The organism is Streptomyces sp. NPDC004629 (assembly GCF_042873595.1).
GTDB lineage: Bacteria > Actinomycetota > Actinomycetes > Streptomycetales > Streptomycetaceae > Streptomyces.
The window spans coordinates 50,585-70,323 of the sequence record NZ_JBIALO010000004.1; the positions used below are offsets into that span (position 1 = coordinate 50,585).

Genomic DNA, 19,739 nt, shown 5'->3' on the forward strand with positions numbered 1-19,739 from the left:
GATCGCGCCGTAGTCGTCCGGGTGTCGTCGAGGGGATCTTTCCTGCTCGCGGGGGCGGTGCCCTCACTCCACTATGACCATCTCGCGGGTGGTGTCATTGAGCCGGCGGCCGCCGTCCCCGGTCACGGTGACGATGTCCTCGATGCGCACGCCGAACCGGCCGGGCAGGTAGATGCCGGGTTCCACGGAGAAGCACATGCCGGGCACAAGGAGCTGCTCCTCGCCCTCGATCATGTACGGCGGCTCGTGCGTGGTGACGCCGATGCCGTGCCCGGTGCGGTGGATGAAGTACGCGCCGTACCCGGCGTCCTCGATCACCGCACGGGCCGCGCGGTCGACCTCCTGGCAGGCGACGCCGGGCCGTACCGCGCGGAAGCCCGCCTCCTGGGCGGCGCGCACGATGTCGTGGACCGCGCGTTCCTCGTCGGTGGGCTCACCCACGTGGACCGTGCGCGTGGTGTCGGAGCCGTAGCCGTCCTTCAGGCCGCCGAAGTCGAGGACGACCATGTCGCCGGGCCGGATGACGCGGTCACCGACCTCGTGGTGCGGGTCGGCGCCGTTCGGTCCGGAGCCGACGATGGTGAAGTCGACCTGGGAGTGCCCGAACCGCCGCAGCAGGTCGGCGAGGTCGCGCCCCACGTCGGACTCGCGGCGGCCGGCGAACGGGGCCTTGCGGATCTCCTCGAACGCCGCGTCGGCCGCCGCTCCCGCGGCCGCCAGCAGCTCCAGTTCCGCGGCGTCCTTGACGGCGCGGAGCATCGGCAGGGCGTCGGTGAGGGAGGCGTAGGAGGTGTCGGGCAGCGTCTTTTGCAGGCCGAGCAGGTGCATCGCCCAGGCGTTGTCGCTGACGCCGAACCGGCCGCCCGGGGCGAGCAGGTCGCCGGCCACGGCGTAGGGGTCCGCGCCGTCCCTCCAGTCGCGCAGGGCCAGCGCGGGCGCGCCGGCCGCCTGCCGGGCGTCCGGGGCCTCCAGGGCGGGCACGACGAGCACCGGGTCCCGGCCCTGGGCCAGCACCAGCAGGGTGAGGCGCTCGGTGACGGCGGTGGGCGCGTAGCCGGTGAGCCACACCAGGTCGGGGCCCGGCGCCACCAGCAGTCCGGCGAGTCCCGCGTCGGCCGCGGAGCGCGCCGCGCGTTCCATGCGGGCCCGGTAGTCGTCGGCGGTGAAGGGGGCGGGCGGGCTACCGGACATCGGGGCCTCCGGGGACGCGTGCACGGGCAGGGCGGACAACCACGGGAAGCATCCTGCCCGGACCCGGAGGGCGACGCGAGCCGTTACCGGCTCGCGTCGCGGTGACGGCGGTGTACCGGCGGCCGGTCCTCCCCGGTGCCGCCTGCGGGCCGCTCGCGGGTGTCAGGTGACGACGCCGGGGACGACGGTCATCTGCTGGTAGCCGCCGCTGTGGTGGCGCACGCCGAGGGTGACCTGCTCCCCCGGGCGGGCGCGGGAGACGGCCCGGACGAGGTCGGCGGCCGTTTCGATGCGGCTCGGCCCGAACTGGAGGATCACATCGCCGCGTGCCAGGCCCGCCGCGTGGCCGGGACCGGGGTCATGGACGGCGATGATCTGCGCGCCCGCCTTCTCGGCGTCCACGGCCTCGACCCCGAGGGTCGCGCCGGCCGGTGCCCCGGGCCCCGGAGCGGCGGCGGGGGCGACCGGCGACGACGGGTGCGGGTGCGGCGCCTGCCGCTGGAGCTGGGCCAGCTTGCCGGTGCCGATCGCGGTGGCGCCGACCGCGCCGAGCCCGACGCCGGACAGCACCAGCACCGTGCCGGCGAACAGTCCGAACAGTATGGCCCTGATCCGCCGGCCGCGGCGTCGCACGGCGTGCGGGCGCGGGCCGGAACGCGGCCTGGGTCTGGCCGGCCGCTGCTGACCGGGCACGGGCTTGGGACGCAACGCAGTCTGTTCCATGGATCGCCTCCGGCAGATGCTCTACCCGGCGGGCCCGGACGCGACGAGCCACGAACGAGTGAGACTGCCCTGGGGGCGAGGGCGGGAAGCCATGGGAGAAGGTCACCCACTGAGCTGCGCAGCACCGTGCGTGCGGGGCGGTGCCGGACCTCAGCTGACCGGTAGCGCGGGGGCCGGCGGCCGGTCGGGCAGGAAGCGGTGAGCGCGGCAGGCCAGATAGCCGGACTTGTAACGGTCGACCGTGCGGTGCCAGTTCAGGATGCCGGCCAGCCAGTTCCGCAGGTCGGCCACGTATCCGTCGAGCGCCCGGACGGCCTCGTCCGAGAGGCCGAAGTCCTCCCGTACGACGGGGAGTTCGTTCGCCACGACATGCTGGAACTGCGCCATGCGCTGGGTCATCAGATCGTGCACGACGCCCAGCGCGGCCGGGTAGTCGACGCCGAAGAAGTTCTGCACGACGAGGACGGCGTTGTGGATCTCGCCTTCGTACTCGATCTCCTTCTGGTACGAGAAGACGTCGTTGAGGAGGCACGCGTAGTCGACGGCGGCGTTCTCCAACGAGCGCACCGGGCCGCTGCGGTAGACCTCCGGCGGGATCGCCGGGCCCTGGCCCATCCGGCACAGGCTGAGGGTGAGGTCGGCTCCGAAGGTGGCCCGCCGCATCTCCAGGTAGTCGACCGGGTCGGGGATGCGGTTCTGCACCTGGTTGGCGAGTTCCCACAGCCAACTCTCGGTCATCACGTCGACGGAGGCCTTCACGGCGCGCCGCTGGTCGGCGGTCATGTCGGCCGTCGTGCGCGCCCACAGGTCGATCAGGCCGCGCTCCAGTCCGTTCACCGGGGCGGGGGCCGGCTCGCCGTCCAGGGGCATGCACGCCGACAGCCGTGCCGTGGCGACCCGGGCGGCGGCCAGGTCCCGGCGGTGGCCGAACAGCAGCGGGTAGTAGTCGTCGCCGTAGGTCCCCCAGGCGAGCCAGGCGGAGCCGAGGTCGAGGGCCTCGGGCGTGGCGTCCGGGTCGAGTCCCGCGGCGCACAGCGCGAGGTCGTACGCGGCGAGCCGGTCCTCGTCCCAGACGCCCTCGGCCAGCATGCCCATGCGGTGCATCCAGTCGGTGAGCCGGCCGCGGGCGGCGTCGAGGTGAGGGCTCAGCTCCACCTGGAAAGGCATGTGGAAGTCGGGCAGCAGGGACGGGCCGACCTTCTGGAACGGCATGTGGGAGTATGCGCGCAGCCGTTCGGCCGCGGCGGAGGCGAGCAGCGCGCCGATGTCCGCCGCGCAGGTGCCGGGGCCGGTCGGCCCCTGCCACGGGGAGCGGGTGGCGGCGCCCTCGTTCATGTAGCGGCTGGAGCGCAGGTGCCATTCGTGGCCGCCGGACTGCCAGTCCTGCAGGCCCTTCGTGTAGGCCGCGACCGCCGCCACCTGGTCCGGGGTGAGGCCCTTCTCCAGGGCGAGCGCGGGCACTTCGGTGAGCGCGGTGTGCTCGAACTGGTGCAGGCGCGAGGTGAGGATGTCGTTGACGGTGTCGGCGGCCTGCTGTGTGGTGCAGCCGAAGAACGTCTCCAGGACGAGCACGCCGTTGCTGTTCTCGCCCTCGTCCTCCACCTCGCGCTGGTAGGAGAACAGGTCGTTGCGCAGGTGCACGGCGTCCGCGAAGGTCTCCATGAGCACCCGCAGCGGCCGTGAGCCCGCCACGACGGCGGGTACCTCCGCGGTCGCGTACTCGACGAGCCCCGCCGACCAGGGGGCGCCGCCCACCTTGCGGCGCATCTCGATGTACTCGACGGGGTTGGCGATCCGCCCCTCGTTGATGTTGGACAGCTCCCACAGGGACTCGTTGAGCAGGTGCTCGGTGGCGACGGCGAACCGTACACGCCAGTCCGCCGACATCGACGGCACCGTGCGCTCCCACAGGTCGGCGAGGCCCGCCTCGACGGGGTTCTCCGGCTCGGGCACGGAGGCCGTCACGTCCAGCGGCATGAACAGCGGCAACCGGTCGAGGTGGGCCTTGCCCGCGGCGCGGTCCTGGCTGCGCTTGTACTTCTCCAGGAAGTAGTCGTCGAAGAAGAACACCCACACGTACCAGTCGGTGATCAGCGAGAGGGCCGGGGCGTCGCAGTCGGGGTGCGTGTAGGCGCACAGCAGACCGTAGTCGTGCGCCTCCAGGTCGGCCTGGTCCCAGACCCCGGAGCCCTCCAGCATGCCCATCTCGCGCGCCCACGCGGTCGAGTGGGCACGGGCCTCGTCGACATGCGGGTTCAGCCGCGCGGGGTACGGCATGTAAAAGTGCGGGAGTTCGAAGGGCTGCGTCATGGCCGGGCCCTACCCGCGCCCTCCACCCCCCATCCACCGCCCGGCACATGATCACACCATCGCGTGAACCCCACCCGAACATTGGGACTTTCACAGTACAGAGCTGTCCGCGCGGAGTTGCCGGTGCACGCCGACGTGGTCCGGCCGCTCAAGGACGCGACGGCCAACTCGTCGTACGCCGACGGGCGCTCGCCCGGGAACGGGCCCGCGCCCGGCACGCTGCGAACGGCGCAGTCCAGACGGGCCGGGGACAGCGAAGCCGCGGGCGGCGAGCAGCGGGTGGATCTCGCTGATGGCCTCGATGACGGTGGAGCGGCCGACCCCGAACAATTCTGCGGGAGCTGAGTGCGCAGGCGGACCAGCGCGACCAGCACTCGGTGAACACCAGCTCATGCTTGCGGCCGGCCCCGAGATGTGCACGCGAGACGCCTGTGAAGGCAGGATGGGACAAAGCCGCACGCACCCACTTCCCGGTCACACTCGAAGAACTCGTGCGGCCGTCCCCACGTCACGGCCTCTGACCGCGCTCATGCTTGGCGGGCAGGACGGAAGTTCTCCCCCAGGAACGCCGAAACCGCCTCGGTGAATGCCTCCGGCGCTGCGTGGTGAATCAGGTGTCCAACCGGGATGGTGACCACTCGCCCCACAGGGATGCGGCGGGCGAGCTCGGCGACACCGTCCTGGGGAACATGACTGTGTGGGCCGCCGGCGAGCACGAGGGTCTCGGCGGTGATCTGGCCGAGTCGCTCCAGCCACCTGGTATCGGACTGGTCGATCTGTCGTCTGACGGCCAGCACCACCTCCCAGTCGAAGGTCAGAGCGCCGTCCGGCCGGGCCGGCGTGCTCGGCTCCCGGGGACGGGGGACCGACACATCCTCCAGGACGAGCCGCCGCACCCGCTGCGGATGGTCCTCCGCGAGCAGGTAGGCCACGACCCCGCCCATGGAGTGCCCGATCAGATCCACTGGTCCCCGCACGGTTCTGGCCCAGGTGGCGGAGTCTTCATACGGTCGTGAGCTGCGCGACCCGGGTGAACTCCTCCTCCAGGCGGTCACGGCCGAGGGCCGTGAACTCGCGGTCGAGGTCCGCCGGTGTGACTCCGCGGAGTTCCACCATGGTGCGGGCGGCCCGGACCCACGGCGCCCACTGCGAGCCGTACTTGACGTGCTCCATCGAGCACCCCGGGATCGGCTGAAGCGTCTGTGGATGATGGAGGGGACCGACGACTCCCCACGCGGGCACACGCCTCGCCCACGCCGCCACGAACCGCCCACCCCGCAGGGCATGACAGAGCTGGACGGAGATCCCGGCGCACGGTACGCACACCGGCGGACTCGTCGTGCGCTCGCCTTCGCGGATCGGGCCGACGCTGTCCCGCAGGAGAAAGAGGTGGGGGCCGTGTGGGTCGGGCGGCATGCGGGAGCAGACCTGGCACATCATGTTCAGCATCGCCCGGCGCTGCCGGTAGGGGTGGACGTTTCTCAGCTGTGGGCTGCCCCTGCGTTGCTTGGGCCGCAGGGCGTAGCGGGCCCAGAGCACGCCGAAGCTGTCGCGGTCGTACGGGGTTTCATCCGCGTACGCGATCCCCGGGACCATGCGGCGGCGGGTGATCGGACAGGACAGGAGCCTTTCCTCGCTCCATCCGGCGATGTACGGGACCACAACACCTGGCGGTGCAGGAGGCAACACGATCCAGAAACCTTCCTATGTCGCGACGAGGGTGGCGGGCCCGCTGGCCCCGCGGGGAGAGTCGGGAGCGGGAAGCCGGCGGGAGTCTGGGGGCTCCGGTCACTCCCTGGGGCGCGAGCGACCGGAGCCGGTCCGATCGGTGGCCACGCCCCCGTACCGTCGCCTCGGTCGCGGGGGCCTGTCGGTGACTCACCACACTTCCGCCTCTGGCGGCGCGTTCCTACTTCGTTCCGTGAACGTTAGGTACGGAGTACGCCTACCGTGAGAAGCGTGCCTAACGTCCCAGGGGTACTTGTGAATGAAGCGCTGCGTCGTGCCATGCTTCGGACGCGCATGACAGATCGTCATCAAGACGGTCGGCCGATGGATCACAGAGAGCGGACGGGTTCCCCGTGCCCGCCACCGGTGGGCCGTCTGCGAGGCACTCGGGGAGGACGAGGTGATGCTGTGGCCAGCCGCCACAAAGAAGGCGATCAAGGTCGGTCCCGACCGTGAGGTCGTTGCCGTCTATCCGTACCGGTCAAGCTGCCCAGCTTCCCTATGGCGGTCGTTGATCGCCAAAGCCGGACGAGAGCTGACCTTCGCCGGTTACACCAACTACTTCCTGTGGCTCGAACAGGCCCGGTTCGGCGCTGTGTTGCGACGCAAGGCCGCTCAAGGGTGTCGGGTTCGTTTCCTGCTCGGTGGCCCTGACAGTGATCTCACGCGGTCCCGCGAGCGAGACGAAGGTGGGTCAGTGTTCCGCTTCGATGACGACATGATCGTCACGCCGTTGCTGACGCACAGCGTCGGCCACGATGCTCCTACGCTGCATCTGCGCCGTCATCAGGACGACGGTATGTTTGATCGTTTCGTTGCGCACGCCGAGGAACTGTGGAAGCGGGGCACCCCGGTATGGGAGGAGGGGCATGAGTAGGCGCGACTACGAGGACGACCCGAACGCCTCGGCCGCGAACAGCTTGGTGCCGGCTGCTTCCGTGGTCGTTGTCGACGGCTCCGGGCGCATTCTGCTCCAGCGTCGGCGCGACAACGGCATGTGGGCACTTCCCGGTGGTGCCATGGACATCGGCGAGTCGTTGCCGGACTGCGCGATTCGGGAGACCCGCGAGGAAACCGGGCTTGACGTCGAGATCACCGGCATCGTCGGGACCTACACCAACCCCCGTCACGTCTTTGCCTACGATGATGGCGAGGTCCGGCAGGAGTTCTCCGTCTGCTTCCTGGCTCGACCCGTGGCCGGGCAGTTGGCCGTGTCCGAGGAATCCACCGATGTCCGCTGGTTCGAGCCCGAGGCGGTTGACGCGCTCCCCATGGTGGCAGGCATCCGGAAGCGGGTGAACGACTGGCGCGACGGCACAATGCCCGCAGCCCGATAGTCGGCGCCGTCCCGATGCCGGCCCTGATCGGGGGAGACACTGTCTGGGCGGGCGCTGCCATGGGGCGAGTGAACAGGGTGCCTTACGCTGCCTGACGGATCGGGCAGCCTCTGGGACATGCCCGCAATAGCCCGATCGGCCCCCGGTTCGTCGCGGTTCGCCGCATGGTGGCCGCCCAGAGAGTTACGCCGATCCGGTCGGGCTGGCGTTCGCGCGCTCGGGATGGCCTGCGGTCGCGGCGCGCCCGCAAGGCGCGTCCTTGAGGCGGGTGCCGACGTGTGGAACCTCTGGGCCGGAGCGGGCCAGTCGGCTCGCGGCGGCTCCAGGAAGCCGGGGATACCGGTGACGGTCGCGTTCCGGGACCCCAACGTGGACCAACTCCCGTGCAAGCAAGCAGGGTTCGGTGCTGCCGGCCGACGCTGGTCGCCTCGTGACGGTCGCCCGGTGCGTGCTCGGTTCCTGGAGATGAGGGGCAGAACCATCTTCCAGGACCACGGTTCGGTGCTCGACACGGTGCTCCGCATCCGGCCGGCGGACGGCACGCCCCCGTTCGACGCCGCCCGGCGGCTGACGGTGCCGATGGACTACCTGGCGGTCCTGCAGCACACCAAGCGCCTCCTCGCCGGCCTCACCACGGCCAAGGTCATCGCGCAGGACGGCCGGGAGTTCCCGCTGCCGAGACGCTTCGACACGGACCTTCGCAGACGCCGCATGGGCGCGGTGGCGGGGGCGGTGATGGAAGGGGTGCGCGACAGGGGCCTGGCACCGACTGATCACCGTACATGGTTCCCCCATGAACGACGAGATCACGGCCACGGTCGGCAGAGAGTTCTACTCGTTCGACGGCCGGATACTGGAGATCTTCGGCGGTGACCCTATCCGCTTCCACATACGGCACCTGCACCTACGCGTCACCGGCCCCGACCGGAAGGGGAAGCGGATCGTGGAGATCACGCATGGCCGGCCGGAATTCCCGGGCGGGAGCCACATCTGGAGGTACACGGCCGCGGAATGGGAGCAGGCCCATGGCCTCGCCGCGCTGCTGGAAGCCGTACAGGCGGCCATCGACTCCACCTCGGGACACGGTCCCGTGTGACCCGAGCTGCCTACCGGAACACACCCGAGACCTGGGACCCGGACGTCGCCGATGAACCGGAGGCGGACCAGTGAGCCTGGCTCGGCAGGTCGGCGAGGTGCTGGGGGTGGATGTCAGCGTGCGGGCCAGACCGGAGCCGTTGCGCGGGAAGCTGGTCAGGCCGGCCGACCGCGGCTGGCGATTCGTACGACCCTTGATGGTGCGGGAGCGCGGGGCGCGCCTGCGGCAGCGGGGTTTGCATGTGCCGTAGCGGCATGTGGTCCAGTAGGCGGCGAGCACGACATTGAGAGGTTCCCGCGCATGCCCCTTCCTTCGATTCCCCGCCGGGTCAAGATCGGCGATGCCGCCGCGTTCGCCGGGACCACACCCCGCGCCATCCGCCACTACCACGCCATCGGGCTCCTCGCCGAACCGGAACGCGGCAGCGACGACCGCCGCCGCTACGTATACGACGACATGATCCGCCTGCTGTGGATCCGCAAGATGGCTGATGCGGGTATCTCCCTGGACGACATCCGGGCCGGCTTTGAGGGCGCCACCGGCATCGAGCAGTCCCTGGCCCGGCTGGAGGAGTCCCTCATCTCCAAGGCGGCCGCCATCGAAGCCCAGCGGGCCGCCGTGCACCGCCTCCGCGAGGTGGGCAGCCCCCTGGGCCTGCTCTCACCGCTGGTCAGTGGCCGCCTGAATGATCTGACGCCCGGGGCCCTGCGCCAGGCCGATCTCGATACCCTTCTGGTCACGGAGCGTATCTTCGGCTCCCTGGGCGCCGCCGTCCAGGCCAACCGGTTCATCGTCCTGGCCACCCACCCCGAGCTGCGGGCCGAGGAAGACCGCCTGGCCGAGGCCGAGGCGGCCTTGGACGACACCATGCCCCCCGACGACCCCCGCATCGAAGACCTGGCTGCCCAGCGGTGTGCTCATGAGGCCGCCTTGGCAGCCACCATCGACAGATCCGGCCTGGACGAGGCCCTCGACGTCCTCCTGGACCAGGAGGACGAGCACGCTGGCGAGGAGGAAGGCGAGGCGAGGATGAGCCCGATGGAGGCCATCGGCAAGATGCCGTACGACTTCTCCCCAGCCCGCGTCCGGTACGAGGAACGCGTCATCGAACTTCTTCACTCGGCCGATCAGGACGGCGACACCCCACGGACCTGCTGACTGGCATCGGCGCTCGGGGCGAGCCCGGCAAGAGCAGCCCGGAATGGTGCAGCATGTACGTAACCACGGTGCCCCCGGCGGCCGTTGGGCACTGTGTGAAGAGAGATCCTGCCGCCCGGGAAGATCGCGGTGATCGTCCTGGCCGTACTGCGCCACGACCAGCGCCTGGCCGACATGGCCGGCGGCAACAACATCTCCGAGTCCACCGTCCGACGCTGGCGCGACGAGGCGATCGGACTGCTCGCCGCACAGGCCCCGCGCCTGGACCGCGCGTGCAAGAAGATCGCCCGGCAGGGTGGGGAGGCGGTCCTGATCGACGGCACCCTCATCCCCACCCAGCGCCGCACCGGGAAGGCCGACCGCAAGAACTACTCCGGCAAACATCGCCACCACGGCCTGCGCTTCCTCGCCCTCACCGACGAGAGGGGCCGCCTGATCCGGATATCCGCCGCCCGGCCCGGCCGCACCCACGACAACACCGCCGCCCGCCACGACAACATCCTGGCCCACCTGCGCACCGCCGGCCGCGGGGCCCTCGCGGACCTCGGCTTGCGCGGCCTGGACAACGACGTACGCGACCCCGTGATCGTCACCGGCTTTCCCGCCGGCCGCACCCACAAGCTCACCCCCGGCCAGAAGGAAGCCAACCGCGTCCTCGCTGTCGGACGGGCGCCGGTCGAGCACGGCTTCGCCCACCGGAATCGAGTTGATGAGAGTCTTGGCCCAGCGGATCCTGCGGGAACTCGTCGAGGCCGAGGCCACCTCCCACATCGGCGCCGAGCCCGGCGAGCACACCGAGACCAGCACGACGGTGCGTAACGGGCACCGGGCGAAGGTACTGACCAGGCAGGCCGGGTATCCGGACCTGGCGATCCCCAAGGTCCGCACCGGCAGCTTCTTCCCCAGCCTGCTGGAACGCCGGCGCGGGTTCGGCCGGACCGGCTATGGAACCCGTCGTACACGCCGTGCTCGCGGCGAGTGGGGCGCCCTCGCTCACACGCGGTGGGCGCGGCGCCCCGCTTCGTGGTCTGTCAGCCCTGGGTCAGTACGGCGCATGACTCGCCGGGGAGGTGCAGGGTGCCGTCCGGGCCGGGGGGCTGGGTCGGGGTCCAGGCGGCGAGTACCCGGGCCCCGTGGGTGCCCAGCGGGATCGCCGCGGGTCCGGGACCGAAGTTCACGGCGACCCGGACGTCCCCGCGGCGGAAGGCGAGCCAGCGTGCCTCCTCGTCGTACGCCACCTTGGTGTCGGCGAGGTCGGGACCGGTGAGGTCCGGCTGCTCGCGGCGCAGCGCGATGAGCCGGCGGTACCAGGCCAGCACGCGCGCGTGGGGCTCGCGTTCCGGTTCCGACCAGTCCAGGCAGGAACGCTCGCGGGTCGCCGGGTCCTGCGGGTCGGGCACCTCGTCCTCGGCCCAGCCGTGCGCCGCGAACTCTCTTCGCCTGCCCTGCCGTACGGCATCCGCCAGTGCGGGGTCGGTGTGGTCGGTGAAGAACTGCCACGGCGTGCCCGCCGCCCACTCCTCGCCCATGAACAGCATCGGCGTGAACGGCGCGGTCAGCGTGAGCGTGGCCGCGCAGGCCAGCAGGCCCGGCGGGAGGGCGGCCGACAGCCGGTCGCCCCGGGCCCGGTTGCCGACCTGGTCGTGGGTCTGGGCGTAGCCGAGCAGCCGGTGCCCGGCCACGCGGGTGCGGTCCAGCGGCCGGCCGTGGTGCCGGCCACGGAAGCTCGCATACGTGCCGTCGTAGAAGAAACCACCCGTCAGGGTCTTGGCGAGGGCGGCGAACGGGGCCCGCGCGAAGTCGGCGTAGTAGCCCTGGGACTCGCCGGTCAGCGCGGCGTGCAGGGCGTGGTGGAAGTCGTCGTTCCACTGCGCGTGCACACCGAGCCCGCGCTCCGCGCGCGGGGTGATGAGCCGCGGGTCGTTGCGGTCGGACTCGGCGATCAGGAACAGCGGCCGGCCCAGCTCGGCGGCGAGGCCGTCCACGGCCGCCGACAGCTCCTCCAGGAAGTGCAGCGCGCGCGTGTCCCGCAGCGCGTGCACCGCGTCCAGGCGCAGCCCGTCGATCCGGTAGTCGCGCAGCCAGGCCAGCGCGCTGCCCACCAGATAGCCGCGCACCTCGTCGGAGCCGGGAGCGTCGAGGTTCACGGCCGCGCCCCAGGGGGTGTGATGGGTCTCGGTGAAGTACGGACCGAACGCGGGGAGATGGTTGCCTGCCGGGCCCAGGTGGTTGTGCACGACGTCCAGGACCACGCCGAGCCCGAGTTCGTGCGCACGGTCGACGAACCGCTTCAGTGCCTCGGGCCCGCCGTACGGCTCGTGCACCGCCCACGGCGACACGCCCTCGTAACCCCAGCCGTGCCGCCCGGGGAAGGGACACAGCGGCATCAACTCCACGTGGGTCACGCCCAGTTCTGCCAGATGCCCGAGCCGCCCGGCCGCCGCGTCCAGGGTGCCCTCCGGGGTGTACGTCCCCACGTGCAGCTCGTACAGCACGGCGCCGGGCAGCGCGCGGCCCGCCCACGGGGCTCGCCACGCGTACCGCGCGTGGTCCACGACGGCGCTCGGCCCGTCCGGTCCCTCCGGCTGGCGGCGGGAACGGGGGTCGGGCAGCACCGGTCCGTCGTCCAGCGCGAACCCGTACCGCGTGCCGTCGTCCGCCGTCGCCTCCACCGACCACCACCCCGCCCGGTCCGGATCGCGTTCCAACGCGCGCGTGGCGCCCTCGCAATGGAGCGTCACCCGGTCTGCCAGCGGTGCCCACACCTCGAACTGCACGGACGGTTCCCCTTCGTCTGCTCACCGTGATGTAGCCCGTCCATGGTGCCGTGAGCGGGGTGGATCCGCTTTTGAATCTTGGCTTTTCCAGGGGCATGTCGCCCGAAGTACGCGCGCGTGGCGGGTGTTTTCCCATCGCGGGGGTCTCCTGGACACCCGGGGTTCACTGACCGACAATCACCAGCGTGACGTCGTCCTTCGAGCACCACACGTATCCCGCGCGGCTGTCCGACGCCGAGCGCGACAAGGCGCTGAAGGTGCTCCGCGACGGCGTCGTCGCGGGCCGGCTGTCGCACGACACCTTCGTGCGCCGCATGGGACTGGCGCTCGCCGCGCAGCAGCCCGAAGAACTCGCCGCGCTCACCGCCGACCTGCCCCGGGAGGGCCGCCTCACGCGCGGCGTCCTCGGCGTCGTCGAGGCGGTCTCGGGGTTCACCGTACGGCTGCGCAGGGCCTGGCACGCCGAGCGGCTGCCCAAGCTGCTGCTGCCCCACCCGGCGGCCGGTCACCCGCTGCGCATCGGCCGTGACCCGGCCAACGGGCTGCGGCTGAACCATGAGACGGTCTCCCGGGTGCACGCCGAACTCAGCCGCCAGGGCGGCATGTGGGTGCTCAGGGACCTCGGCTCGACCAACGGTACGAGCGTGAACGGGCGCCGGGTGATCGGCGCCGCCGTGGTCCGCGCGGGCGACCAGATCGCCTTCGGCCGGGTGGCCTTCCGGCTCGCGGCGGGCTGAGCGGCCGGCGAACGGCGCGACCGTGCCCGCGGGGGCGCGTTCGCGGGGGCCTGGCGAGGGGCGCGCTCCGGTTCGTGGAGGGCAGCGAGGGGCGCGTTCGTGTTCGCGGGGCCCGGCGAGGGCGCGTTCGTTCGTGGGGGCCTGGCGAGGGGCGCGCTCCGGTTTGTGGAGGGCAGCGAACGGCGCGTTCGTGTTCGCAGAGGTCCAGCAAGGGGCGCGTTCCTTCGCGGGGGCTTGGCGGGGGGCGCGTTCGTGTTCGCGGCGGTCCGGCGAGGGGCGCGCTCCTGTTCGCGAGGGTCCGGCGCGCGTGCGTTCCCGACCGTGGGTGGCGGGGGCGGGGTCACACGGCTCGGTCGCGTGCGTGGTGGGCCGCCGCCAGCACCGTGCGCGACTGGTGTTCCACCTGGTGCTCCAGGGGCACCCAACGAGCGCGGAACCGTTGCGCAAAGGCGTCGCACCAGACCGCGACGAGGCGTTCAAGGCCGGGCGCGGCACGGTCGTCGGCGGCCCGGAGCACCCGCAGCAGCATGGCCGCGGCCCGCAGCGGCAGCCGCCGCCCGAACGCGTCCACGCTCCCGACGTACGCCATCGTCGTGTCGACCGGCGGCGTGTCGATCCAGTCCGCGGCCAGCCCCGGGATCAGCTCCAGCGCCCACCGGGCGGCCCGCAGCAGCGGACCCCCGGTGCCGTCCAGCCGCGGCAGCGCCTCGGCCAGCACCCGCTCCACCTGGAGCGCGTCCTGCTGCAACCGGTGCGCCAGCTGGCGTATCGCCGCCGCCGGGGCGGGATGCGGCGCCGGGTCGTCCACCAGGTCGCTCGCCCACATCGGCACCTCCACCACGGCCGTCAGACCGCCGTACCGGTGCGCGTGGTACCAGGTGCTGCGCCGCGCGTCGTCCGGCATGCTCGGGTACGCGGCGCCGGAGTCCGGCCCCGGCATCACCCGCACCCCGGGCCCCGAGGCGGGCCACCCGGCCGCGTCCGAGGCGCCCGTCTCCACCGGTATGCGCAACTCCGCGGCGGACTTGCCGAACGGCTCGGCGAGCCCGGGCACGTCCCTGGTCAACTGCACCCAGCTGCCGCCCAGATCGGTGCCGTGCAGCGTCACCTGGAGATAGGGCCGCAGCTCGTCGATCACCCCGGTCAGGGTCCGGGTCTCGGGCGGCAGCCGGTCCGGCGGCAGCGCGGCGGGCGACCACTCCGGCTGCTCGGGCCCGGCGGGGCGGTAGAAGCCGAGGTGGTAGTCGAGGAGGCTGCGCGGCGCAGGCGCCACATGCAGACTGGCCCCGTCCGGGTCCGCGCACAGCAGGAAATGCCAGGATGTGGTGGACCTCAACTCCCGCTCTTGCATCACTCGTTCGGCGAGGGCGAGGAGGGTGGAGCCACCGGTCGGCTCGTTGGCGTGGGCACCCGCCACCACCAGGACGGCCCGTCGGGCATGCCCCACGGACAGCAGGTGCAGGGGTCTGCCCGCGCTGGAGACACCCACCTGTCGCAGTGCGCACAGGCCGGGCCGCTCCCTGGCCAACGTCCGTGCGACCGCGGTGAGTTCGGAAACGCTGGGGTAATGCAGCTCCGGCAGCAGACCCACCCCCGACTTGTCCGCCTGACTTCGCCATCCCCAGTGCCGCACGCCGGGAAGCAACTGTCAAGCACGGCGCGGCGGAGGCACGGAGTCCGCGTTCACCGCCGCCGGTACGGGCCGCGCCCGCCGAGTGCCGGGAGCCGGACACGAGCCGCCTCCGGACACGGGCCGCCAGGCATGGGCCGTCTCCGGACACGGGCCGCCTCCGGACATGGGCCGCCTCCGGGCGCGGCTGCGGACCGGCGCCGCGGACGCGCCGCCGGCACCGGTGCGCCGGCATGGTACGCGTTTCGCGGCGCGGAGCCGGTGGGCGGCCCGCCGCCTTCCCGCCGTCTCCGCCCGTGTCAGACCGTCGCCGCGGCCCGTTCCAGCAGGGCCACCGGGCGCGGGCCGAACAGTTCGGCCACGCGCGCGTGGCCCTCGAACGTGCGCTCCGGGTCCAGCACATCCACCCAGCGACCGGGCGGAAGCGCCAGCCGTGTGTCGCGCCAGCCGCCCGCCTCCGCCAGCCGCAGCGACAGCCGCGTCACCGCGGTCACCACCTCCCCGGACCGCGCGAACGCCAGGCAGTGCGCCGCGGCCGGGCCCTTCGCGGCCAGCGGCGCGTACGCCCCCGCGGCCCCGAAGACGTCCGGCCGGCGTGCGCGCAGCCGCAGCGCCGCCGCCGTCACCGCGGCCTTCTCCCCGGACCGCCCCTGCTCCAGGGGCGCCCCGGAGCCGTCGGCCGCCCCGGTCGGGAACCGCACCGGCCGCCGGTTGTCCGGGTCCACCAGCGCCCGGTACTCGTCCTGCGTGCCCTGGTACAGGTCCGGCACCCCGGGCATCGTCAGATGGACCAGGGCGGTGCCGAGGACGTTGGCCCGTACGTGCGCCGCCAGCGCGTCCCTGAAGGCGGCCACGCGCTCGCCGGGCGGCCCGCACGGCCCGGCCGCGACGAACTCCGTGACCGCCTCCTCGTACGCCGTCTCCCGCTCCGTCCAGCTCGTGTGCAGGCCCGCCTCGCGCGCGTGCTTCAGCAGCGCCTGCCCGACCCGCTCCGGGTCCGCCGGGCCCAGCCCGAACACCGTCTGCCAGGCCGCCCAGGTGAGCTGCCCGTCCGGCGCGACCGCGCCGTCGCGGCTCACCCCGGCGAGGACGTCCGCCCACCGCGACGGGCACTCGGTGAGCACGGCCAGCGCGGCGCGCACGTCGGCGCTGCGCTTGGTGTCGTGGGTCGACACCACGGTCCCGGTGTCCGGCCGGTCGCGCTGCACGCGCGCGCAGTGCGCGTGGAAGTCCCGCGGGGACACGGCCGGGCTGCCCGGGTCGCCGCCGACCTCGGTCGCGGACAGCAGCGGCACGTACCGGTAGAACGCGGTGTCCTCCACGGACTTGGCGCGCAGCGCCGACGCGGTCTGTGCGAACCGCGCCCGGAACTCCGCGAGGGCCGGACCGGCATCGGGCGCCCCGTCCCCGCCCGGCCCCAGCAGCAGGCCGCGCACGACGTCCACCGCCTCGCCCTCCTCGGGCACGGCGAAGGCGCGCCGGGCCTCGGCGGCGGCCTCCTCGGTGACCACGCGGGCCGCGTCCCCGGAGGCGTACGGCCGGTACACCCGCAGCCGGACCAGCAGCTCCCGCAGCGCGGTGCCCAGCGCCCAGGGCGCACGGTCGCGCAGGGCGGGGTCCGGCGAGGTGGCACACAGCCGGCTCACCACCCGGGTCAGCCGGTCCGTCTCGGCGGCCAGCTCGTGCGTGAGCACCTGGTGGGCGGCCCGCCGCACCGTGGCCGCCCAGTCCCCGCCCCGGTCCGGGGGCGGCGCCGCGAACCGCCGGTAGTGGCCGAGCAGTTCCTCCGCGCCCGCCGGATCCGTGAACACGCCGTCGACGTGCCGGAGGGCGTCGTAGCCGGTGGTGCCGGCGACGGGCCAGGCGGCGGGCAGGCGTTCCCCGTCGGCCAGGATCTTCTCGACGACGGTCCAGCGCCCGCCGGTCGCCTCGTGCAGCCGCCGCAGATAGCCGTCGGGGTCGGCGAGGCCGTCGGGGTGGTCGACGCGCAGCCCGTCGACCACGCCCTCGCGCAGCAGCTGGAGGATCTTCGCATGGGTGGCCGTGAACACCTCCGGGTCCTCCACCCGTACGCCGATGAGTTCGGAGATGCTGAAGAAGCGCCGGTAGTTGAGTTCCGTACGGGCCAGCCGCCACCACACCGGCCGGTACCACTGGGCGTCCAGCAGCAGGGGCAGCGGCAGGTCCTCCGTGCCCTCGCGCAGCGGGAAGGCGTGGTCGTGGTAGCGCAGCACGTCGCCGTCGACCACCAGGTGCTCGGCCTCCGCGCCCAGCGGACCGCCGAGGACCGGCAGCAGCAGCTGCCCGCCCTGCGCCTCCCAGTCGATGTCGAACCAGCGCGCGTACGGCGACTTGGTGCCCTTGCGCAGCACCTCCCACAGGGCGCGGTTGTGCCGGGGGGCCATCGCCATGTGGTTGGGCACGATGTCCACCACGAGCCCGAGCCCGTGCTCCCGCGCGGTCCGTGCGAGCGCCCGCAGGCCGCGCTCACCGCCCAGCTCGTCCCGTACGCGCGCGTGGTCCACCACGTCGTAGCCGTGGGTCGAGCCCGGCACGGCCTCAAGGACGGGGGACAGATGCAGATGCGACACGCCGAGCGAGGCCAGATGGGGCACGGCGGCCGCGGCCGCGGCGAACGGGAACTCGGGCTGCACCTGGAGCCGGTAGGTGGCCGTGGGCACCACCGGCGCGGGGCGCTCGTCTGCCATGCGGACATCCGTCATGCAGACCTATGTACCCATCCCGCCCTTTTTCGTGTCACGGTCCCTCCACACGCACCCACGCGCGCGTGAAAGGCAGCCGGTGCCCGGCCTAAGCGGGGCGTTGCAGCACCGCCAGGCTTCGGTCCGGGAGGGTGAGGCGGGCGCCCGCGGCCACCTTCGGGCCGGGTTGCGGCGGTACGCCGTCCGGGTGGGACGTGTCGACGGTGATCTGCCACTGCCGGCCGTGATCGACCGGCACGACGAAGTCCAGGGTGCGCGGTGAGGCGTTGAACATCAGCAGGAAGGAGTCGTCGACGATGCGCTCCCCGCGCGGGCCCGGCTCGGAGATCGCGTTGCCGTTGAGGAACACCGTGAGCGCCGAGGCCTGCGCGGAGTCCCAGTCCCGCTGGGTCATCTCGCGGCCCTCGGGGGTGAACCAGGCGATGTCGGACAGGTCGTCGTGGGTGCCCTCCACCGGCCGGCCGTGGAAGAAGCGGCGCCTGCGGAAGACCGGATGGTCCTTGCGCAGCCACACCATCGCCCCTACGAAGTCGAGCAGTTCGTGGCCGTCCTCGGGCCAGTGCACCCAGGACAGCTCGTTGTCCTGGCAGTAGGCGTTGTTGTTGCCGCGCTGCGTGCGCGCGAACTCGTCGCCGTGGCTGATCATCGGGACGCCCTGGGACAGCATCAGCGTGGCCGTGAAGTTCCGCATCTGCCGGGCCCGCAGCTCCCGCACGCCCGGGTCGTCGCTCTCGCCCTCCACCCCACAGTTCCAGGACCGGTTGTGACTCTCCCCGTCCCGGTTGTCCTCGCCGTTGGCCTCGTTGTGCTTGTGCCCGTACGACACCAGGTCGCCCAGCGTGAACCCGTCATGGCAGGTCACGAAGTTGATCGAGGCGAGCGGGCGCCGTCCGTCGTCCTGGTACAGGTCGGACGACCCGGTCAGCCGGGAGGCGAACTCGGCGAGCGCGCGCGGCTCGCCCCGCCACAGGTCCCGCACGGTGTCGCGGTACTTGCCGTTCCACTCGGTCCACAGCGGCGGGAAGTTGCCCACCTGGTAGCCGCCCTCGCCCACGTCCCACGGCTCGGCGATCAGCTTCACCTGGGAGACGACCGGGTCCTGCTGGACCAGGTCGAAGAACGACGACAGCCGGTCCACCTCGTGGAACTGGCGCGCCAGGGTGGCCGCCAGGTCGAACCGGAAGCCGTCCACATGCATCTCGGTGACCCAGTACCGGAGCGAGTCCATGATCATCTGTAGGACGTGCGGGGACCGCATGAGCAGCGAGTTCCCGGTGCCGGTGGTGTCCGTGTAGTAGCGCGGGTCGTCCGCGAGACGGTAGTAGCTCAGGTTGTCGATGCCCCGGAAGGACAGCGTCGGACCCAGGTGATTGCCCTCCGCCGTGTGGTTGTAGACCACGTCGAGGATGACCTCGATCCCGGCCTCGTGCAGCGCACGGACCGCCGACTTGAACTCCAGGACCTGCTGTCCCCGGTCGCCCCAGGAGGCGTACGCGTTGTGCGGGGCGAAGAAGCCGATCGTGTTGTAGCCCCAGTAGTTGCTCAGGCCCAGGTCGGTCAGGCGGTGGTCGTCGACGAACTGGTGCACCGGCATCAGCTCAAGTGCCGTCACCCCGAGCCCCGTCAGATGCTCGATCACCGCCGGGTGCGCGAGCCCCGCGTAGGTGCCGCGCAGTTCCTCGGGCAGCGCCGGATGCCGCATGGTCAGGCCCTTGACATGGGCCTCGTAGATCACCGTGTGGTGGTACTCGGTGCGCGGCCTGCGGTCGTCGCCCCAGTCGAAGTACGGGTTGACCACGACGGATGTCATGGTGTGCGGTGCCGAGTCCAGGTCGTTGCGCTCGCCCGGCGCGCCGAAGCGGTAGCCGTAGACCTCCTCGCCCCAGTCGACGGAGCCGCTGACCGCCTTGGCGTACGGGTCGAGCAGCAGCTTCGCCGAGTTGCAGCGCAGCCCGCGCCCCGGGTCGTAGGGTCCGTGCACCCGGAACCCGTACCGCTGCCCCGGCATCACGCCGGGCAGATACGCGTGCCGCACGAACGCGTCGCTCTCGCGCAGTTCCACCGCCGTCTCCGAGCCGTCGTCGTGCAGCAGACACAGCTCCACTCGGTCCGCGGCCTCGGTGAAGACCGCGAAATTGGTCCCGGCGCCGTCGTAGGTGGCGCCGAGCGGATATGCCTCTCCAGGCCAGACCTGCATGGATACGACTCTTCCAGGTGTGCCGTGCCGCCGGGGGCGCCTTGGCCCCGAGTTTCGGCGGAAAGTGAGGGAACCCGCCGCCACTTGGCTCCCTCTTACCGAGCGACCAGAGCCCACGGCGACGCATGTGAC

General features: G+C 72.2%; 15 protein-coding genes and 2 pseudogenes. 8 read left to right on the top strand and 9 right to left on the bottom strand.

What is annotated here, in order from left to right; genetic code table 11:
* Window positions 1–63: 63 nt before the first annotated feature.
* The 3 genes from ACFYTE_RS07275 to cyc2 all read right to left on the bottom strand — a co-directional run bounded on the left by ACFYTE_RS07275 (window position 64) and on the right by cyc2 (window position 4,224).
* Window positions 64–1,191: an aminopeptidase P family protein gene (locus ACFYTE_RS07275; RefSeq protein WP_388706065.1), complete on the bottom strand. Its 1,128-nt coding sequence runs from the start codon at window positions 1,189–1,191 to the stop codon at window positions 64–66.
* Between the two features lie 162 nt (window positions 1,192–1,353).
* The gene (locus tag ACFYTE_RS07280; protein ID WP_388706068.1) at window positions 1,354–1,914 is read right to left on the bottom strand and encodes a PDZ domain-containing protein; all 561 of its coding nucleotides are present in this window, start codon (window positions 1,912–1,914) and stop codon (window positions 1,354–1,356) included.
* 150 nt (window positions 1,915–2,064) lie between these two features.
* Entirely contained in the window at window positions 2,065–4,224 is a 2,160-nt protein-coding gene (gene cyc2 / locus ACFYTE_RS07285) for a germacradienol/geosmin synthase Cyc2 (protein ID WP_388706070.1), read from the bottom strand.
* A 123-nt stretch (window positions 4,225–4,347) separates the two neighbouring features.
* On the opposite strand from cyc2, the gene ACFYTE_RS07290 reads away from it, so the two are divergent.
* Window positions 4,348–4,569 (top strand): hypothetical protein, encoded by a 222-nt coding sequence (locus ACFYTE_RS07290; RefSeq protein ID WP_388706072.1) that lies wholly within the window; start codon window positions 4,348–4,350, stop codon window positions 4,567–4,569.
* Between the two features lie 182 nt (window positions 4,570–4,751).
* On the opposite strand, the gene ACFYTE_RS07295 is transcribed toward ACFYTE_RS07290, so the two are convergent.
* Both ACFYTE_RS07295 and ACFYTE_RS07300 read right to left on the bottom strand, forming a co-directional pair.
* The gene (locus ACFYTE_RS07295; protein WP_388706074.1) at window positions 4,752–5,156 is read right to left on the bottom strand and encodes an alpha/beta fold hydrolase; all 405 of its coding nucleotides are present in this window, start codon (window positions 5,154–5,156) and stop codon (window positions 4,752–4,754) included.
* Window positions 5,157–5,226: 70 nt separating this feature from the next.
* Window positions 5,227–5,820, bottom strand: coding sequence for a hypothetical protein (locus ACFYTE_RS07300; RefSeq protein ID WP_388706077.1), 594 nt, complete (start codon window positions 5,818–5,820; stop codon window positions 5,227–5,229).
* A gap of 535 nt (window positions 5,821–6,355) precedes the next feature.
* Here ACFYTE_RS07300 and ACFYTE_RS07305 point away from each other — a divergent pair.
* From ACFYTE_RS07305 to ACFYTE_RS07330, 6 genes and pseudogenes are all read left to right on the top strand, one after another.
* Window positions 6,356–6,829 carry an XRE family transcriptional regulator gene (locus ACFYTE_RS07305; protein ID WP_388706080.1) on the top strand — a complete coding sequence of 158 codons (474 nt, stop codon included), beginning with the start codon at window positions 6,356–6,358 and terminating at the stop codon, window positions 6,827–6,829.
* Window positions 6,822–7,289, top strand: a complete 468-nt coding sequence (locus ACFYTE_RS07310; protein ID WP_388706083.1) for an NUDIX domain-containing protein — start codon at window positions 6,822–6,824, stop codon at window positions 7,287–7,289. Before ACFYTE_RS07305 ends, ACFYTE_RS07310 begins: the two co-directional genes overlap by 8 nt.
* 793 nt (window positions 7,290–8,082) lie before the next feature.
* Complete coding sequence (locus ACFYTE_RS07315; protein ID WP_388706085.1) at window positions 8,083–8,385, top strand: hypothetical protein; 303 nt, start codon at window positions 8,083–8,085, stop codon at window positions 8,383–8,385.
* A gap of 300 nt (window positions 8,386–8,685) precedes the next feature.
* Entirely contained in the window at window positions 8,686–9,543 is an 858-nt protein-coding gene (locus ACFYTE_RS07320; RefSeq protein ID WP_388706088.1) for a MerR family transcriptional regulator, read from the top strand.
* 174 nt (window positions 9,544–9,717) lie between these two features.
* Window positions 9,718–10,176: pseudogene (locus tag ACFYTE_RS07325) on the top strand (transposase family protein); the annotation flags it as partial.
* Window positions 10,177–10,252: 76 nt separating this feature from the next.
* A pseudogene (locus ACFYTE_RS07330) lies at window positions 10,253–10,408 on the top strand (transposase); the annotation flags it as partial.
* 166 nt (window positions 10,409–10,574) lie between these two features.
* Here ACFYTE_RS07330 and treZ read toward each other — a convergent pair.
* Entirely contained in the window at window positions 10,575–12,320 is a 1,746-nt protein-coding gene (gene treZ / locus ACFYTE_RS07335) for a malto-oligosyltrehalose trehalohydrolase (RefSeq protein ID WP_388706089.1), read from the bottom strand.
* A gap of 185 nt (window positions 12,321–12,505) precedes the next feature.
* Here treZ and ACFYTE_RS07340 point away from each other — a divergent pair, with 185 nt between their 5' ends.
* Entirely contained in the window at window positions 12,506–13,057 is a 552-nt protein-coding gene (locus ACFYTE_RS07340) for an FHA domain-containing protein (RefSeq protein WP_388706091.1), read from the top strand.
* Between the two features lie 340 nt (window positions 13,058–13,397).
* Here the strand turns inward: ACFYTE_RS07340 and ACFYTE_RS07345 are convergent, their stop codons facing one another.
* The 3 genes from ACFYTE_RS07345 to glgX form a co-directional block, all read right to left on the bottom strand.
* A complete protein-coding gene (locus ACFYTE_RS07345; protein ID WP_388706093.1) occupies window positions 13,398–14,648 on the bottom strand; it encodes a M14 family zinc carboxypeptidase in 1,251 nt (416 codons plus the stop codon).
* Between the two features lie 338 nt (window positions 14,649–14,986).
* Entirely contained in the window at window positions 14,987–17,395 is a 2,409-nt protein-coding gene (gene treY / locus ACFYTE_RS07350) for a malto-oligosyltrehalose synthase (protein ID WP_388706095.1), read from the bottom strand.
* Between the two features lie 103 nt (window positions 17,396–17,498).
* Window positions 17,499–19,607, bottom strand: a complete 2,109-nt coding sequence (gene glgX / locus ACFYTE_RS07355) for a glycogen debranching protein GlgX (protein WP_388706098.1) — start codon at window positions 19,605–19,607, stop codon at window positions 17,499–17,501.
* Window positions 19,608–19,739 lie beyond the last annotated feature (132 nt).

What these genes read in the sequence shown, in the direction of transcription:
- glgX (WP_388706098.1), bottom strand. Translation starts at nt 19,607, where the DNA reads ATGCAGGTCTGGCCTGGAGAGGCATATCCGCTCGGCGCCACCTACGAC.
- ACFYTE_RS07315 (WP_388706085.1), top strand. Translation starts at nt 8,083, where the DNA reads ATGAACGACGAGATCACGGCCACGGTCGGCAGAGAGTTCTACTCGTTC.
- treY (WP_388706095.1), bottom strand. Translation starts at nt 17,395, where the DNA reads ATGGCAGACGAGCGCCCCGCGCCGGTGGTGCCCACGGCCACCTACCGG.
- ACFYTE_RS07305 (WP_388706080.1), top strand. Translation starts at nt 6,356, where the DNA reads ATGCTGTGGCCAGCCGCCACAAAGAAGGCGATCAAGGTCGGTCCCGAC.
- ACFYTE_RS07300 (WP_388706077.1), bottom strand. Translation starts at nt 5,820, where the DNA reads ATGGTCCCGGGGATCGCGTACGCGGATGAAACCCCGTACGACCGCGAC.
- ACFYTE_RS07320 (WP_388706088.1), top strand. Translation starts at nt 8,686, where the DNA reads ATGCCCCTTCCTTCGATTCCCCGCCGGGTCAAGATCGGCGATGCCGCC.
- ACFYTE_RS07310 (WP_388706083.1), top strand. Translation starts at nt 6,822, where the DNA reads ATGAGTAGGCGCGACTACGAGGACGACCCGAACGCCTCGGCCGCGAAC.
- ACFYTE_RS07280 (WP_388706068.1), bottom strand. Translation starts at nt 1,914, where the DNA reads ATGGAACAGACTGCGTTGCGTCCCAAGCCCGTGCCCGGTCAGCAGCGG.
- cyc2 (WP_388706070.1), bottom strand. Translation starts at nt 4,224, where the DNA reads ATGACGCAGCCCTTCGAACTCCCGCACTTTTACATGCCGTACCCCGCG.
- ACFYTE_RS07275 (WP_388706065.1), bottom strand. Translation starts at nt 1,191, where the DNA reads ATGTCCGGTAGCCCGCCCGCCCCCTTCACCGCCGACGACTACCGGGCC.